Annotated in this window: 18 protein-coding genes and 1 pseudogene; 14 read left to right on the top strand and 5 right to left on the bottom strand. The window is 37.1% G+C overall.

Translation table 11 applies throughout. The features are described from left to right. Positions 1–171: 171 nt before the first annotated feature. Entirely contained in the window at positions 172–867 is a 696-nt protein-coding gene (locus tag CVD27_RS26000; RefSeq protein WP_101651912.1) for a response regulator transcription factor, read from the top strand. A 29-nt stretch (positions 868–896) separates the two neighbouring features. Next, positions 897–1,850, top strand: coding sequence for a F510_1955 family glycosylhydrolase (locus CVD27_RS25995; RefSeq protein WP_101651910.1), 954 nt, complete (start codon positions 897–899; stop codon positions 1,848–1,850). A 62-nt stretch (positions 1,851–1,912) separates the two neighbouring features. Here CVD27_RS25995 and sigK read toward each other — a convergent pair whose 3' ends face one another. Both sigK and pssA read right to left on the bottom strand, forming a co-directional pair. After that, positions 1,913–2,626, bottom strand: a complete 714-nt coding sequence (gene sigK / locus CVD27_RS25990) for an RNA polymerase sporulation sigma factor SigK (RefSeq protein WP_101651908.1) — start codon at positions 2,624–2,626, stop codon at positions 1,913–1,915. Positions 2,627–2,786: 160 nt separating this feature from the next. Continuing rightward, entirely contained in the window at positions 2,787–3,326 is a 540-nt protein-coding gene (pssA, locus tag CVD27_RS25985; RefSeq protein ID WP_101651906.1) for a CDP-diacylglycerol--serine O-phosphatidyltransferase, read from the bottom strand. Between the two features lie 130 nt (positions 3,327–3,456). On the opposite strand from pssA, the gene CVD27_RS25980 reads away from it, so the two are divergent. Continuing rightward, entirely contained in the window at positions 3,457–4,239 is a 783-nt protein-coding gene (locus CVD27_RS25980; protein WP_101651901.1) for a phosphatidylserine decarboxylase, read from the top strand. 80 nt (positions 4,240–4,319) lie between these two features. Here CVD27_RS25980 and CVD27_RS25975 read toward each other — a convergent pair whose 3' ends face one another. Continuing rightward, positions 4,320–4,460: a sporulation histidine kinase inhibitor Sda gene (locus CVD27_RS25975; protein ID WP_101651898.1), complete on the bottom strand. Its 141-nt coding sequence runs from the start codon at positions 4,458–4,460 to the stop codon at positions 4,320–4,322. A gap of 495 nt (positions 4,461–4,955) precedes the next feature. Between CVD27_RS25975 and CVD27_RS25970 the strand changes: the two genes are divergently transcribed. Genes CVD27_RS25970 through CVD27_RS25935 form a run of 8 tightly spaced genes read left to right on the top strand, consistent with a single transcriptional unit; the run spans position 4,956 to position 10,005 of the window. After that, positions 4,956–5,471: a YqeG family HAD IIIA-type phosphatase gene (locus CVD27_RS25970; protein ID WP_101651896.1), complete on the top strand. Its 516-nt coding sequence runs from the start codon at positions 4,956–4,958 to the stop codon at positions 5,469–5,471. Between the two features lie 3 nt (positions 5,472–5,474). Then, positions 5,475–6,581, top strand: coding sequence for a ribosome biogenesis GTPase YqeH (gene yqeH / locus CVD27_RS25965; RefSeq protein ID WP_101651894.1), 1,107 nt, complete (start codon positions 5,475–5,477; stop codon positions 6,579–6,581). Positions 6,582–6,617: 36 nt separating this feature from the next. Further along, positions 6,618–7,451, top strand: coding sequence for a shikimate dehydrogenase (aroE, locus tag CVD27_RS25960; RefSeq protein ID WP_101651891.1), 834 nt, complete (start codon positions 6,618–6,620; stop codon positions 7,449–7,451). After that, positions 7,451–7,741, top strand: a complete 291-nt coding sequence (yhbY, locus tag CVD27_RS25955; protein WP_101651889.1) for a ribosome assembly RNA-binding protein YhbY — start codon at positions 7,451–7,453, stop codon at positions 7,739–7,741. The genes aroE and yhbY overlap by 1 nt, the downstream gene beginning before the upstream one ends. A 35-nt stretch (positions 7,742–7,776) precedes the next feature. After that, entirely contained in the window at positions 7,777–8,346 is a 570-nt protein-coding gene (locus CVD27_RS25950) for a nicotinate-nucleotide adenylyltransferase (protein ID WP_101651887.1), read from the top strand. After that, complete coding sequence (gene yqeK, locus CVD27_RS25945; RefSeq protein ID WP_101651885.1) at positions 8,336–8,902, top strand: bis(5'-nucleosyl)-tetraphosphatase (symmetrical) YqeK; 567 nt, start codon at positions 8,336–8,338, stop codon at positions 8,900–8,902. Before CVD27_RS25950 ends, yqeK begins: the two co-directional genes overlap by 11 nt. A 3-nt stretch (positions 8,903–8,905) precedes the next feature. Beyond that, positions 8,906–9,262 carry a ribosome silencing factor gene (rsfS, locus tag CVD27_RS25940; protein ID WP_101651883.1) on the top strand — a complete coding sequence of 119 codons (357 nt, stop codon included), beginning with the start codon at positions 8,906–8,908 and terminating at the stop codon, positions 9,260–9,262. Then, complete coding sequence (locus CVD27_RS25935; RefSeq protein WP_101651880.1) at positions 9,259–10,005, top strand: class I SAM-dependent DNA methyltransferase; 747 nt, start codon at positions 9,259–9,261, stop codon at positions 10,003–10,005. The genes rsfS and CVD27_RS25935 overlap by 4 nt, the downstream gene beginning before the upstream one ends. A gap of 77 nt (positions 10,006–10,082) precedes the next feature. Here CVD27_RS25935 and comER read toward each other — a convergent pair whose 3' ends face one another. Continuing rightward, positions 10,083–10,907, bottom strand: a complete 825-nt coding sequence (gene comER, locus CVD27_RS25930; RefSeq protein WP_101651879.1) for a late competence protein ComER — start codon at positions 10,905–10,907, stop codon at positions 10,083–10,085. 85 nt (positions 10,908–10,992) lie between these two features. Between comER and CVD27_RS25925 the strand changes: the two genes are divergently transcribed. From CVD27_RS25925 to CVD27_RS25915, 3 genes and pseudogenes are all read left to right on the top strand, one after another. Next, positions 10,993–11,643: a helix-hairpin-helix domain-containing protein gene (locus CVD27_RS25925; protein ID WP_101651878.1), complete on the top strand. Its 651-nt coding sequence runs from the start codon at positions 10,993–10,995 to the stop codon at positions 11,641–11,643. A gap of 69 nt (positions 11,644–11,712) precedes the next feature. Continuing rightward, positions 11,713–12,156: pseudogene (locus CVD27_RS25920) on the top strand (ComE operon protein 2); the annotation flags it as partial. A gap of 106 nt (positions 12,157–12,262) precedes the next feature. Further along, entirely contained in the window at positions 12,263–14,599 is a 2,337-nt protein-coding gene (locus tag CVD27_RS25915) for a DNA internalization-related competence protein ComEC/Rec2 (protein ID WP_101651876.1), read from the top strand. 67 nt (positions 14,600–14,666) lie between these two features. Here CVD27_RS25915 and CVD27_RS25910 read toward each other — a convergent pair whose 3' ends face one another. Continuing rightward, the gene (locus CVD27_RS25910) at positions 14,667–14,801 is read right to left on the bottom strand and encodes a YqzM family protein (protein WP_101651875.1); all 135 of its coding nucleotides are present in this window, start codon (positions 14,799–14,801) and stop codon (positions 14,667–14,669) included. Positions 14,802–14,924: the final 123 nt, after the last annotated feature.

Here is a 14,924-nt window from a genome sequence, read left to right as displayed (position 1 = left end):
CCTCCTCTAAATATGTACCTTTTCATTATAATCGTTTTTATAAAAAATTCTCTTACTTTGTGCTTGTAATAAAAATGGCTTATGTAGGGTATGTCCTCATAAATACAAATAAAATTTGTCTTATTTGTAGTATAATTTTAACAAGATTGAAAAGGCAGGAGTGAAAAACAGGTGGCAAAGATTTTACTTGTTGATGATGAATCAAGAATGCTCGATTTACTCTCCCTTTATCTCACACCGAGGGGATATCTGTGTATAAAAAGGACCTCAGCAAGAGATGCGATTCAATACTTGCTGAAGGAAAGGGCAGATCTCCTTTTATTAGATGTTATGATGCCAGAAATGAACGGATGGGAAGCATGTGAAGAGATCAGAAAAAAGTGGGATATTCCAATTATTATGTTAACGGCCCGTAGTGAAAAAGTCGATATTATTAAAGGATTAAATATGGGGGCAGATGATTATATTTCAAAGCCATTTGATGAAGAAGAATTGATTGCAAGGATTGAAGCGGTTTTAAGACGGAACCGCATTCCAAATGGTTTACTCTCCTTTAATGGACTTAGTCTAAATGAAGAATCCTTTCAGGTGACATATAAACAACAGCAAGTGTCCGTCACTCCAAAGGAATTTTCCTTGCTGGCCCTTTTATTAAAAAATCGGAATAAGGTATTTACTCGTGAGCATCTTTTAACGACCATATGGGGCTACGCTGCTATGACGGAAGATAGAACCATTGACTCCCATGTAAGAAATTTACGTGATAAATTACGTAAGGCTGGTTTTGCTGTGGATGAATATTTGACAACCGTATGGGGAGTGGGGTATAAGTGGATGGATAAGGAATCCAAAACTACTAACTCATAGTTTTATAAGAAGTCTTATAGGAGGAAAACATGAATTTTAAAATTAAAATGTTTTTTACGTTTCTTATTTCCGTGCTTTTGATCATGTCGGGCTGCTCTAATAAAAATGAGAAACAAAAAGAAACGAGTGTAAGCAACAACAAAACCGCCTTTAAAATTGTGGATGCAAGTTCTTTTAAACTGAAAAATATCCGGGGAATTGGATATCCTGGGAACGATAATGGCTTATATGTTGCCGGTAATGATGGATTAAAACTTTATAAAGAAAATAGGTGGTACAAAACTACAACGAATCAACATGATTATATCGGGTTTCAAGCGGTTGAGTCTGGGTTTATTGCCAGCGGCCATCCGCAAAAAGGGACGAGCTTTAAAGATCCACTTGGGTTAATTAAGAGTGGCGATAAGGGTAAAACATTTCAAAAGCTGGCCTTTTATGATCAAGCTAACTTTCATTTTACTGCTGCAAGTTACTCAGGAAAGGGTCTTTATGTTATTGGTGAGAAGCAGAGTGAGAATATTAGTTTAGGTGTTAACTATTCTCTCGATAACGGGAAAACTTGGAAAAGGAGTGCTTTTAAAAATTTTGACTCGGATTCAATGGGAATGATGGCCGTACACCCTACGAATGGAAATATTATGGCCATGTCAACTCGATCGGGGATTTATTACTCCACTGATAATGGCAACACGATGAAGCGGGTAACAGAACCTTTCATGGTAACAGCCTTAACCTTCAATGGGAATTCGATTCTATTTTCTAGTGTTGAAAATGAGAAGATCCTATTAAAAACTTTATCCCCTCTAACCGGTAAACAATCAAATATAATCATTCCATTTTTAGACTATGATAACCCGATTACTTATTTGGCAGTTAATCCGAAGAATACTAACCAGATGTCCTTTACCACTTATAAAAATGATTTATATGAAACCACTGATGGCGGGAAAACGTGGAACAATATACTAACGGAAGGTAAATAAACAAAAAGAGCAGGAGAAGTACTCCTGCTCTACCTATTTTTTAAACCATTTTCTTTATTTTGTTATCTCTTCTTACGTTCTTTCTCTGCACGGTAAAATTCATGGAACATTTTCATCAATGCTCGTTTTTCGATCCTAGATACGTAGCTTCTCGAGATTCCTAACTCCTTGGCAATTTCCCTCTGAGTTTTTTCTTTTTTTAAGTCCAGACCGAAGCGCCCGATAATTACTTCCTTTTCCCTATCATCGAGGACTTCGATATATTTTTTGATTTTTTCAAGTTCCATATTAAGCTGAATCGTATCAACCACATCTTCGGATTCTGATTTCAACACATCAATTAATGAGATTTCATTGCCCTCTTTATCCTGGCCAATCGGATCATGCAGGGAAACATCCTTTTTCGTCTTCTTTAGTGCTCTTAGGTGCATTAAAATCTCGTTTTCAATACATCGTGCGGCATAGGTTGCAAGCTTTGTTCCTTTTCCTTCTGAATAGCTCTCAATGGCTTTTATTAAACCAATCGTTCCAATCGAAATTAAATCTTCTGAATCCTCGCCAGTATTTTCAAACTTCTTGACAATATGGGCGACAAGACGTAAATTGTGCTCGATTAACATATTACGTGCGTGCGCATCCCCTTCTGCCATCAACCGTAGGTATTTTCTTTCTTCAGCAGCAGATAGGGGTTGGGGAAAGGCATTATTTTTTACATAAGAAACAAGAAATAAAAATTCTTTCATTAAATAACCGAGAGCTGTTAAGATTCCAGTCATCTACATCCACCCCCGTGCTTTATTGGACTCTAGCCCTTTTATTAATTCCTATGAAGAAAACACGAAATTGTGTCTGTCCTGAAAATTTTATTTACAAAAAATAAAAATGACCTATTTAGCGGTACTAAAAAGGTCATGAATGGTTAAGGAGAGACTAATACTATACTTTTTTCAGTTTAAAGGAACTTACCATTAGGAATGATAAAATAATCATAATAAATAAGAACGTTTGGGAAGGCAGGTATGGAATGGCCAGATAACTTAAGGTTGCAAGACAGCCTGCTGCTGTAATTGGTAACCCTGTGAAATAACCGTTACTTTCTGAAATATTAAACCGGGCTAATCGAAAAGCAGCGCAGCTAATATAAAATACAGTAAAAAATGAACCAGGACCGCCAAATTCATATAAAATTCCTTGGTATAGTAATAGTGCTGGTGCTACTCCAAATGATATAATATCACTCATGGAATCCAATTGTTTGCCTAGTTCGGATTCGATATGAAATTTTCTGGCAATCATACCATCGAATCGATCTGCTAGTGCAGCAATAAAAATGAGCAGTAAGCTTAGCCGTAAATTTCCATGTAAGCCAAGCACAATCGCAAAACCTCCAAGAGAAAGGTTCGTTATGGTAATTACATTTGCTGTTTGCGATTTTATTTTTTTAATTGTGTGATCCAATACGTCCAATAAAAACATTCTCCACACCACTCCTTTTTTAAAAAACAGAAGGGACTTATATTTTGCCAGGTTATTCTATAATATTTAATTCTAAGGGTTTTATGTCATTCCGTAAAGAGTATTTTTACACTATTTGGGGGTATTATCAATGATACAAGGTTTATATAGACTGTTGATAGAATTGACGAATGGGCGTTGGTCTTCAGGACTTTTAAAGAGGTTTGCCCGTTCTCCAGTCAGTCGTTTTGTCATTCCATCCTTTGCACGTATCTACCAATTAAATCAAAAAGAAATGGAAAAAGAATTAGCCGAGTACCCGACCTTACATGATTTATTTGTTAGAACGTTAAAAAAGGATGCAAGGAAAATTGACCTGAATGCTGATACCGTAGTCAGCCCTGTTGATGCCGTTTTAGAAGATGTTGGGCCCATTAAGGAAACAAGTGAAATCCTTGTTAAAGAAAAGACCTATTCAATCGGAGAAATGCTCGGAGATGAAGATATTTTGTCCAAGTATCTTAATGGTACATATATGATACTTTATTTGAGTCCTAGTCATTACCATCGAATACATAGTCCGGTTAATGGAACGGTCACAAAACAATGGCAACTTGGTTCGAAGTCTTATCCAGTAAATAAATGGGGATTAAAATACGGCCGCAGAACCCTTTCCAAAAACTATAGGGTGATAACGGAAGTGAAAACAAATTATGGACATGTAGCCATTGTTAAGGTCGGTGCGATGTTCGTTAATTCTATTGAGACCACACATAAGGGCAGTGAGTTAGTAAAAGGTGGGGAGATTGCTTATTTTAGTTTTGGATCCACTGTAGTTCTTCTTTTTGAAAAAGATATCTTCCAAATGGACAAAACAATTCATACACCCCATGATCTTAAGATGGGGGAAAGATTAGGGATCCTGATCAAGTAAAAACAACGGTGCTTTTAGCGCCGTTGTTATTTTGCCTCTAAACAAAAAGAAAAGCCCTGAAATGGGCATGTTGTTAAGTATTATGAAGACTTTTTGATTTTACTGTATAGAGAACGTCTGTGAATTTCAGACTCAATGAGATTAATAAATTCTGGGCTTAAATTTAATTCTCTTGCTTTAAAGTATGATTCAATTAATAATTCGTCTGACAGTTTCCGCATGTCAGAATCCACCTCCGAGTAAATTTATTGTTCTAATTTATGGGTGCAAAACATAAAATGGTAAGTTCAATTGCTGTAACCTAAATCTACCAAATTTATCCCTTTAGAACAATCGTTCTCGTTATCCACAGAATCACGTGGATAACTTGTGATTAATTTGTTTATAATGTATCGAAAACTAAAGGAATCAATGGGTATAATGTTAATAAGGTTATCCACAGAGTTGCAAGCTGTAGGATTTTGTCGAAAAATTTTTATTTAAAATTTTATAAATTGATTAAACCCCTTTATTTTAAAAGGAAAGTTATCGTAATTCAATTTCATGTAATGTCGATTTTTGAAGGATAATAAGATATAAAGTGTTTTAATGAGTTTTAGGAACCCTTTCACTTTTCTTTTGAAACGAGAGGGGAAATTGGTTATGATGGTACAAGAAAAGAAAATGGTGGATGTGGATCCAACATTTTATTTACAATTTAATGAGGTGTACGCTTAGTGCTAAAACAATTTTTACCGAATGAACATGTGAAGAGCATTCTTGACATTTCTCCAGAAGCATTAAAAGCAAGAGGAGTTAAGGGGATTATAACCGATTTGGATAATACACTTGTGGAATGGGACCGTCCTAGTGCCACACCACAATTAATAAAATGGTTTGATGAAATAAAAAAACACAATATTAAGGTAACCATTGTATCTAATAATAATGAAGAAAGGGTCAAGTTTTTTTCAGATCCGTTAAATATTCCCTTTATATTTAGGGCACGCAAACCAATGGGGCCGGCATTTCACCGCGCCATAAAACAAATGGGAATTAAAAGGGAAGAGGCAGTAGTAATTGGTGACCAATTATTGACTGATGTCCTCGGTGGAAACCGCAGCGGTTTCCATACGATTCTAGTTGTCCCTGTAGCCCAAACGGATGGTTTTTGGACTAAATTTAATCGATTAGCGGAACGAAGAATATTAAATTGGTTCCGTAAAAAAGGGATGCTTCAATGGGAGGATTAATCAGTGAGTAATCAAGAATATATTTGTATGGGCTGTGGTGTAAAAGTCCAAACCGAAAACCCAGAAGAAATTGGCTACGCGCCTTCTTCTGCTTTGGAAAAGGAAACCATCATTTGCCAAAGATGTTTCCGATTAAAACACTATAATGAGGTTCAAGATGTTAATTTAACTGATGATGACTTTTTAAAAATTCTAAACGAAATTGGAAAGTCAGATGCTCTCATTGTAATGATTGTAGATATCTTTGACTTTAACGGAAGCTGGCTGCCAGGCTTACACCGTTTCGTTGGTAATAATAAGGTAGTACTTGTAGGGAACAAAGTCGATTTGTTACCTAAATCAGTAAAACATAATAAGTTAATTCAGTGGATGAAACAAGAGTCCAGAGAACTGGGGTTAAGACCCGAAGAAGTGTATTTGGTTAGTGCAGCAAAAGGATTAAATATCAAAGAAACGGCAGCAGCTATTGATGTTTTACGTGATGGAAAAGATGTTTATGTGGTCGGATGTACTAATGTTGGAAAATCAACCTTTATTAATCGGATTATTAAGGAAGTAACCGGTGAGGGGGACGTTATCACAACTTCTCATTTTCCTGGAACCACATTAGATATAATAAAAATTCCTTTAGATGATGAAAAAGCTTTAATTGATTCACCGGGAATTATTAATCACCATCAAATGGCGCATTTTATTAATAAAAACGATTTAAAAATTATTACTCCTAAGAAGGAAATAAAGCCAAAGGTATTTCAATTAAATGAAGGTCAAACATTATTTTTTGGTGGATTGGCCCGATTTGATTATATAAGCGGCGGCAGAAGATCGTTTGTTTGTTATGTATCCAATGAAGTGAATATTCATCGAACAAAAATGGAAAATGCGGACAGTCTTTATGAAAAGCATGTGGGCGAAATGCTTACACCACCAGGACCGGAAGAATTAGAATTATTTCCGGAGCTGGTCAAACAAGAATTTACAATCAAGGAAGCAAAAACCGATATTGTATTTTCAGGACTAGGATGGATTACCATAAATGAGCCTGGTGCAAAAGTGGCTGCTTATGTTCCAAAGGGTGTCCAATCTTTAATGCGAAGGTCATTAATCTAAAGGTAAAAGAGAAAATGTTAACAGGGTGAGGAACTTATGAAAAAGTTATTTGGTGTATTGGGGAACCCAATTGGACACTCCATGTCTCCGGTTATGCATAATGATTTGTTTTCGCTGTATGACATTAATGCCATCTATCTTCCATTTCAGGTAAAGGAAGAAGACTTAAGTGATGCAGTAATTGGATTAAGAGCCATAGGGGCAGGTGGTTTTAATGTCACTGTGCCGCACAAAAGTAAAATTATCCCTTTCCTTGATGAAGTGGATGAACTTGCCGCGAGTATTGGGGCTGTAAATACCGTTGTGAATAGAGATGGAAAATTAATTGGTTTCAATACCGATGGACTTGGTTTTTTGAAAGGGCTAAATGAAATTGTGCCTAAAATTGAAGGGAAAAGGATCTTGGTTATTGGAGCCGGTGGTGCTGCAAGGGCCATTTTCTTTACGTTAGCAAAAGAAAGTCCAATTCAAATGGATATAGCCAATCGTACGGTGGAGAAGGCTGCTCGTCTTATTGAGGAATGTCCATACTCTATTTCCTCAAAGGCGCTTACTATAGAGGAAGCAGGCAGCAATTTAGGACATTATGATTTGGTTATTCAAACAACGATGATCGGTATGGCTCCAAAAATCACTGAACAGCCCTTAAGCCTTAAAAACTTAAACCCTCATTCTGTTATTTGTGATATTATTTATAACCCGCTTGAAACAAGCCTTTTACGTGAGGCAAGAGAAAGAGGGGCAAAGGTACAGAACGGAATTGATATGTTTGTTTATCAGGGGGCGCTTGCTTTTGAAAAATGGACTGGAATATCTCCGGATATACAAAGAATGAAAGAAAATGTTTTGGGACAATTAGGAGGAAAATAATGTTAACAGGTAAACAAAAGAGATTTTTACGTGCTAAGGCACATCATTTAGACCCAATTTTTCAAGTCGGGAAGGGCGGGGTCAATGAAAATATGGTTAAACAAATCGCCGATGCTCTTGAAGCAAGAGAGCTTTTCAAAATAAGCGTTTTGCAGAATTGTGAGGAAGATAAAACGGAAGTAGCTGAGCAGCTGGCCAACGGAACAGGTGCAGAAATCGTTCAACTTATAGGAAACACAATTGTGCTATACAAAGAATCGGCTGAAAAGAAAACAATCGTTCTTCCATAAAATTGACCATGGACAAGGTAAAGGATGGCGGACGCATGAAGAAAGTGGGAATATTGGGCGGCACGTTTGACCCGCCCCATTTTGGACATCTTTTGATTGCTAATGAAGTTTTAACGACACTTAAGCTGGATAAAATTTGGTTTATGCCAAATCATGAACCCCCGCATAAGAAAAAACCGGAGTCGGTAAAGGACGAGGACCGTCTTCATATGCTTGAACTTGCAATTGCAGGGAACAATAAATTCTCCATTCAACCAATTGAACTAGAACGTAATGGACCATCTTATACGGTTGATACAATGAAAATACTTAACATTGAGTATCCTGACCATCAGTTTTTCTTTATTATTGGTGCCGATATGATTGAGTATTTACCGAAGTGGCATGATATTGATATACTAGTTAACTTGGTTCAATTTGTCGGGGTAGATCGGCCAACCTATAGCCATCAAACAAACTACCCTGTTCTTTATATCGATGTTCCGGCAATTGATGTGTCATCAAGTATGATAAGGGATAGAGTTAAGAATGGTAAATCTGTTCGGTATTTATTGCCGGACCCCGTTATTGATTATATTGAGGAGAAACATTTATATGGAACGTGAAAAAGCATTAGACTTGGTCAAAGTTCAACTAACAGAACATCGTTATCAGCATACGTTAGGAGTAATGGAGACTGCTATTACCTTAGCAGAAAAATATGGGGCAGATGTTAAAAAAGCGGAAATAGCAGCGATTTTTCATGATTATGCCAAGTTTCGTCCAAAGGGTGAAATGAAAGAAATCATTGCATCCAAAGGTATGCCGCAAGATTTACTGATATTTAATTCAGAATTATGGCATGCTCCCGTTGGTGCCTACTTGGTAGAAACAGAAGCAGGTATATCTGATCGAGAAGTACTTGATGCGATCCGCTATCATACTTCAGGAAGATCCAATATGACATTGCTGGAAAAAATAATATACTTGGCGGATTATATTGAACCTGGAAGACATTTTCCAGGCGTAGAAGAAGTAAGAGAGATGGCGAAGGAGAATTTGGATAAGGCGCTTGTTAAAGCCGTTCAAAATACGATTTTGTTTTTAATGAAGAAAAACCAAATGATCTATCCTGAAACATTTTATACCTATAATGACTTAATTCAAAAACTGGAGGACTGATGAATGGATAATCAAGAATTATTAAAGATAGCTGTAAAGGCGGCAGACGATAAACGAGCTGAGGATATATTGGCTTTAGATATGAAAGGCATCTCGTTGATTGCTGATTATTTTATTATTTGTCATGGTAATTCTGATAAACAGGTACAAGCCATTGCGCGAGAAATTAAAGAAAAAGCAGCTGAAAATGGTCATGATGTAAAAAGAATGGAAGGTTTTGATGAAGCTACCTGGGTTTTAATTGATTTAGGCGATGTTGTAGCTCATGTGTTCCACCGTGACGAACGCAGCTATTACAATTTAGAACGTTTATGGGGAGATGCGCCGCAGGTGGATATCCTCAGCGAGCTAAACTCATGAGTTATGAACAGTTTGCCTACTTGTATGATGAGCTAATGAAGGATGCTCCTTATGACCAGTGGGTTTCGTTTGTTAAAGAGTGCCTTGTCAAATATGATGTAAAAGCAAAGAGCCTCTTGGATTTAGCCTGTGGGACAGGAGAACTGTCAGTTCGATTCGCTAAACACGGTTTTGATGTTACAGGAGTGGATTTATCGGAAGATATGCTGTCTGTTGCCCAAGCGAAGTCCGAGGTAAACGGGATAAAGATTCCATTTTTTCAGCAAAACATGGCTGATTTGGATGGTCAGGGACAATTTGATGTCATTGGAGTCTTCTGTGATTCATTAAATTATTTGCAAACAGAAGAAGAGGTAAAATCAACTTTTAAAAATGTGCATCAACATTTGCAAGATCATGGGGTGTTTATTTTTGATGTACATTCTATCCATAAAATTACGGACGTTTTTATCAATCAAACCTTTGCCTTGAATGAAGAGGATGTATCTTATATTTGGAATAGTTTCCCCGGAGAATATCCTAATAGCGTTGAACATGAATTAACTTTTTTTGTTCTAGAAGATAGGTCAGGGAAATACGATCGGATTGATGAATTACATTTTCAGCGCACGTACCCTATCGAGCAATATTCTAACTGGTTAGAAGCAGCTGGCTTTCAATTAGTTGAGATCAGTGCCGATTTTGAACATGCTGAACCAACCCCATATTCTGAACGAATTTTCTTTGTTGCGAAGAAAAAATAAAAAAAGCCATCTTTTTTTCACTAAAAAAGATGGCTTTTTTATCATTTATTTAAAGGAATTTGTATTTTTATATCGAATTATTGTTTAGAGAATTGTACTTCTACTTTTTCGAGTTCCTCTTTGAACTTTGCATGGGTTGCTTGAAATATATGCTCAAAAACCAATCCAAGCTCGTTATCTAATACTTTAATCCCTTCTCCTGTAATACCGCCTTTCACGCAAACCTTTTCTTGTAATGATGGTAATGTGTAATGTCCTTGTTTAATTAATTCTCCAAGTCCCACAATCATTTCACTTGCAAAAATAGTTGCTGTTTCTGTATCGATTTCGGTTTCTTTTACAGCTGCTTCAATGAATTTTTGAAGAAGGTAGCTAAAGAAAGCAGGTCCGCAGCTCACGATATCAGAGGCAACCCTCGTAACTCCTTCATCAATACATACTGGTACAGATATCTTCGAAATTAACTTTTCTACCTTTGTTTTCCAATGTTCACTGCAATGTTCACCATACGTAACAAGTGATACTCCTGCTAATGCTCTATTCGTAATACTAGGGATGACTCGAACGGTTGAACAAGATACCTTGTTCTCAATTTGGCTTGTACTTACAGGACTGGTTATTGATATCAAACATTTATCATCTGTCAAATGTGGATTGATTTGATTAAGGATATTAGGAATGTCTATTGGCTTAACACAAATAAACATTAAATCGGATTGTGCAGCAACTTCTTCCGGATTTGCCCCAATCAAAAGGTCCTTATATTTATCTTTAAGCAGCATGGCTTTGGATTTTGTTCTATTTGTTATCATTATGGAAGAAGGGAAAGCGGCCTTTCCGTCAATTAAAGCCTCCACTATGATTCTCCCCATATTACCGGTACCGATAATGCCAATATTCATTATTCGACCCTCCTTCGCATCCTGTTTCTTTTATAACCTTATGAATTTGAAATGTGAAATATACCTTTAGAAAGGATGGATATTCTTGAAAGACTGGTTGATTGAACACAAGATTCATATTGGAATGGTTTTAATACTTGTACTTGGTGGTTTTTATTATTTTTATGTTCAAGGGTCCAAGGAGCCTGCCCCGTTGAATTCCATCAGTCAAGAAAATGTCCCTATTCAGAAGAGCGTGGAAATGGGACCAGAAAAGCCAGCGGCAGCAGAACCAACTGAGCCAGAGAAAATCATGGTGGATGTAAAAGGGCAAGTAACAAGCCCTGGTGTTTATGAATCTAATGCTGGCGAGAGGGTAATCGACGTAATTGAACATGCCGGCGGATTAACCGATCAGGCTGATCAAACACAAGTGAACTTTGCGCAGCATGTAGAGGATGAAATGGTGATTTATATACCCGGTAAAGGGGAGGAGGGAAGTAATTTACCTCTGCCAACAGGGGGAAGCGGAGCTGTTTCAAGTGGGACGGGACAAAATATGGGGAAGATTAATATTAATAATGCCGATGAACAGGAACTGCAAAATCTCCCGGGAATTGGTCCGGCAAAAGCCGCAGCTATAATAGAGTTTCGAACCACAAGCGGACCGTTTAAAACCATTGAAGACTTAAAAAACATTAGCGGCATTGGTGATAAGACCTTTGAGAAACTAAAGGATTTAATTGTTGTGAAATAAAACTTCCATTGACCTTAATAGACCTGTACCAGTAAACTTATAAGAAAAGAATTTTTGGGAGTGGGAATTGTGGAACGAATTTCTTGGGATCAATATTTTATGGCACAAAGCCATTTGCTTGCATTAAGAAGTACTTGTACAAGACTAACTGTAGGGGCCACAATCGTTAGAGATAAACGAATAATTGCTGGTGGTTATAACGGTTCCATTGCCGGCGGTGATCATTGCATTGATAAAGGGTGCTATGTTATTGACCATCATTGTGTAAGAACGATTCATGCAGAAATGAATGCACTGCTGCAGTGCGCTAAGTTTGGTGTTCCAACAGCTGATGCTGAAATTTATGTTACTCATTTTCCTTGTCTTCAATGCTGCAAAGCGATTATTCAGGCTGGGATTAAGACCGTTTATTATGCGGAGGATTATAAAAACCATCCATACGCAATTGAGCTGTTTGAACAGGCAAATGTTATGGTTGAAAAAGTGGAATTAAAAGAACCAATGATTCAATTAAGTAAATAATGAAACTATTTCCCATTTATAGGCGCCGGTCAAATGCCGGCGTCATCTACGATAAAAACTATTCCTCAATTTTTTAATATAATTATGGAGAAAAATAATGAGCGGAAAATATATTTATGTTGCTCTAGCTGCATTCTTGGGTGTTTTGTCAGCCATTGTTAAACTTTTCCCTTTTCTTATCTTGTTGATCATCGTGATCATCTATGTTTTTATATTACTTAGAATGAAAAAATACAAACAAGATCAGATATTATTAATCATTTTTATAGGCTTCCTCTTTTTTCTTAAAGGGGAGTGGGCTGAAGCAGTTAATCAATCGAAGATGCCGGATTCCAAAGCGATTTTTTACATTGTATATACTGAGGATCCTATAATTGATGGAGACCTCTTTAAAATCCAAGGTTTGGAAAGTCAATTTAACGAAAAAGTCATTCTTCGCTATCGGATTCGATCAGAGGTTGAAAAATATGCGTTGCAGAAGCAAAGCTTTTATGGCTGTCTATGCAAAGTTTCTGGTACGTTAAAGAAACCTCAGACAGCTAAAAACCCAAACGGATTTGATTATCGGGGGTATTTAGCTGCAAAAGAAATCTTTTGGATCATTGACCTTCAACAAAACCCCCTTCAAAATTGCACACCAATGAAAGCCATCCCATCGACCAAAATTAAACAGCTTCGCTATGCAGGTATTAAATATCTTGAAAAAAATTTTCCTCCGGAAATAGCGGGATTGTCGGCTGCTTTGATTTTTGGTGACACACATACCCTTGACCCTGATTTACTAAGCGACTATCAACGCACTGGAATTGTGCATTTACTGGCTATATCTGGTCTACATGTTTCCCTATTCATCGGAATGATTTTTTTAATAGGAATTCGGAGCGGTCTAACTAGGCAGGTTATGACAAACTTCCTTTTAGGCCTTTTACCTGTTTATGTTTTGATGACTGGAAGTTCTCCATCCGTCGTACGTTCAGCGTTAATGATCTCTCTTATTTTAGTCGCTGATAAGTGGAAGTACCAGTTACAGATTAAAACCATTGATGCTCTAAGTGCAGCCTTTATGCTTTATATATTTATTTCTCCGCTGATCATTTTTGATATTGGCTTCCAGCTTTCTTTTTTAGTCAGCTTTGCCATTATTTTAGCTGCTCCAAAAATACTTAAAAGGTATGAAGGGAATGGAGCAAAAATGATCGCCACCTCTGTCACAGCCCAGCTCTCCGCAATGCCGCTTTTGCTTTACCATTACTTTGAACTTTCCCTGATCGGGATTGCTGCAAACTTGTTGTTTATTCCCTTGTTTTCCTTTGTCTATCTTCCTGGTGTGTATGTATTATTTGTTATCCAAATATTGTTTGGAAGCACCCCTAAGATATTAATCACTCTCCTGCAAAAGATCATTGAACTATCCAATAAACTTATTGGTGTATTAGCAAATTTATCTTTTACTAATTTTATTCCCGGAAGGCCGCCAAATTTAATTATCATTCTTTACATCCTGCTGATTGCTGCATTCTTTTATGCTTGGGAAAGAAGCCCGTATAAATACAGTAAAATTTACTTGCTTGTTCTAGGGGTTACACTGATCTCCATCCAACCATGCTGGAAATGGATAAATCCCTATGGTGAAGTAACCATGATTGATGTTGGACAAGGTGATAGTCTTTTAATCCACCTTCCACATGGACAAGGCAACTATCTTATTGATACAGGTGGTTCAATGAACTTTTTAGAAGAAGAGTGGAAAAGACAGGCCAAGCCCTTTGAAGTGGGCAGGGATACTGTGGTCCCGTTTTTAAAAGGGAAAGGTATTACTGTAATTGATAAATTAATCTTAACACATGGGGATATGGATCATATTGGAGGAGCTATTTCTATTCTTTCAGCTCTTGAAGTGAAACAAATTTTAATGCCCTCTGTTACCGAAATGTCAGAGACAGAACAACTTATAATCAAAGATGCTGAGAAACAAGGCATTCCGATTATAAAAGTTTCTTCTGGTGATCATTGGCGGCAGAATGAAAGTGATTTTTTTATTCTCTCTCCGGAAAAAAACTTTAGCGGGGAAAGAAATAGAGGTTCCATTGCACTGGTGGCAGAGATAGGGGGGCTCAGATGGTTTTTTGGCGGAGATCTTGACCAAGAAGGAGAAGAGCGAATTATAAAGAAGAACCCACATTTGAGCGTTGATGTATTAAAAACGGGACACCACGGAAGTAAAACATCTAGTGCAGAGGACTTTATTAAACAAATAAAGCCAAAGGTGGCTCTCATCTCAGCCGGTGAACATAATCGCTTTGGACACCCGCATCAAGAGGTTCTCGAGCGTTTGGAAGCAGCTCAAACTAAAATATATCGTACCGACCAACAGGGGGCAATTACCTATCATTTTTATCGAGGGAAAGGAACCTTTTCAGCCTATTTGCCATAAGTTATAGTATCTTCAATAAAAAAAGACTGCTTCATTGCAGCCTCTTTCATACGTTATGTAGCATTCATTAGGAACCAATTAACTTGATGACTGTTGCAATAATAAACACTATAGCAAAAAAACCGAAAGAAACTCCAAAACCTACCCCAGAATCAATCGCATCATTACGCTTGTTTTGCACGTCTTTTTCAAAATGATTCACGCTATACCCCTCCTATTTTCAAGTATAGTATAAGCTATTTGTCATAAAAAATCCAGCCTGCCTTTTGCTTCTTTCCTGCATTGACAAGAGTTGTCAAAATAGTTTGACTCGGGCAAGGGCAAA

Origin of the sequence: Neobacillus cucumis, assembly GCF_002860255.1 — a bacterium.
Lineage (GTDB): Bacteria > Bacillota > Bacilli > Bacillales > Cytobacillaceae > Neobacillus > Neobacillus cucumis_A.
The sequence above is the reverse complement of the archived record's forward strand: the minus strand, read 5'-3'. Positions and strand labels throughout refer to the sequence as shown.

Coding starts and splice junctions, on each gene's coding strand:
- CVD27_RS25995 (WP_101651910.1), top strand. CDS start 897: ATGAATTTTAAAATTAAAATGTTTTTTACGTTTCTTATTTCCGTGCTT.
- sigK (WP_101651908.1), bottom strand. CDS start 2,626: ATGACTGGAATCTTAACAGCTCTCGGTTATTTAATGAAAGAATTTTTA.
- pssA (WP_101651906.1), bottom strand. CDS start 3,326: ATGTTTTTATTGGACGTATTGGATCACACAATTAAAAAAATAAAATCG.
- CVD27_RS25980 (WP_101651901.1), top strand. CDS start 3,457: ATGATACAAGGTTTATATAGACTGTTGATAGAATTGACGAATGGGCGT.
- CVD27_RS25975 (WP_101651898.1), bottom strand. CDS start 4,460: ATGCGGAAACTGTCAGACGAATTATTAATTGAATCATACTTTAAAGCA.
- aroE (WP_101651891.1), top strand. CDS start 6,618: ATGAAAAAGTTATTTGGTGTATTGGGGAACCCAATTGGACACTCCATG.
- yhbY (WP_101651889.1), top strand. CDS start 7,451: ATGTTAACAGGTAAACAAAAGAGATTTTTACGTGCTAAGGCACATCAT.
- CVD27_RS25950 (WP_101651887.1), top strand. CDS start 7,777: ATGAAGAAAGTGGGAATATTGGGCGGCACGTTTGACCCGCCCCATTTT.
- yqeK (WP_101651885.1), top strand. CDS start 8,336: ATGGAACGTGAAAAAGCATTAGACTTGGTCAAAGTTCAACTAACAGAA.
- rsfS (WP_101651883.1), top strand. CDS start 8,906: ATGGATAATCAAGAATTATTAAAGATAGCTGTAAAGGCGGCAGACGAT.
- CVD27_RS25935 (WP_101651880.1), top strand. CDS start 9,259: ATGAGTTATGAACAGTTTGCCTACTTGTATGATGAGCTAATGAAGGAT.
- comER (WP_101651879.1), bottom strand. CDS start 10,907: ATGAATATTGGCATTATCGGTACCGGTAATATGGGGAGAATCATAGTG.
- CVD27_RS25915 (WP_101651876.1), top strand. CDS start 12,263: ATGAGCGGAAAATATATTTATGTTGCTCTAGCTGCATTCTTGGGTGTT.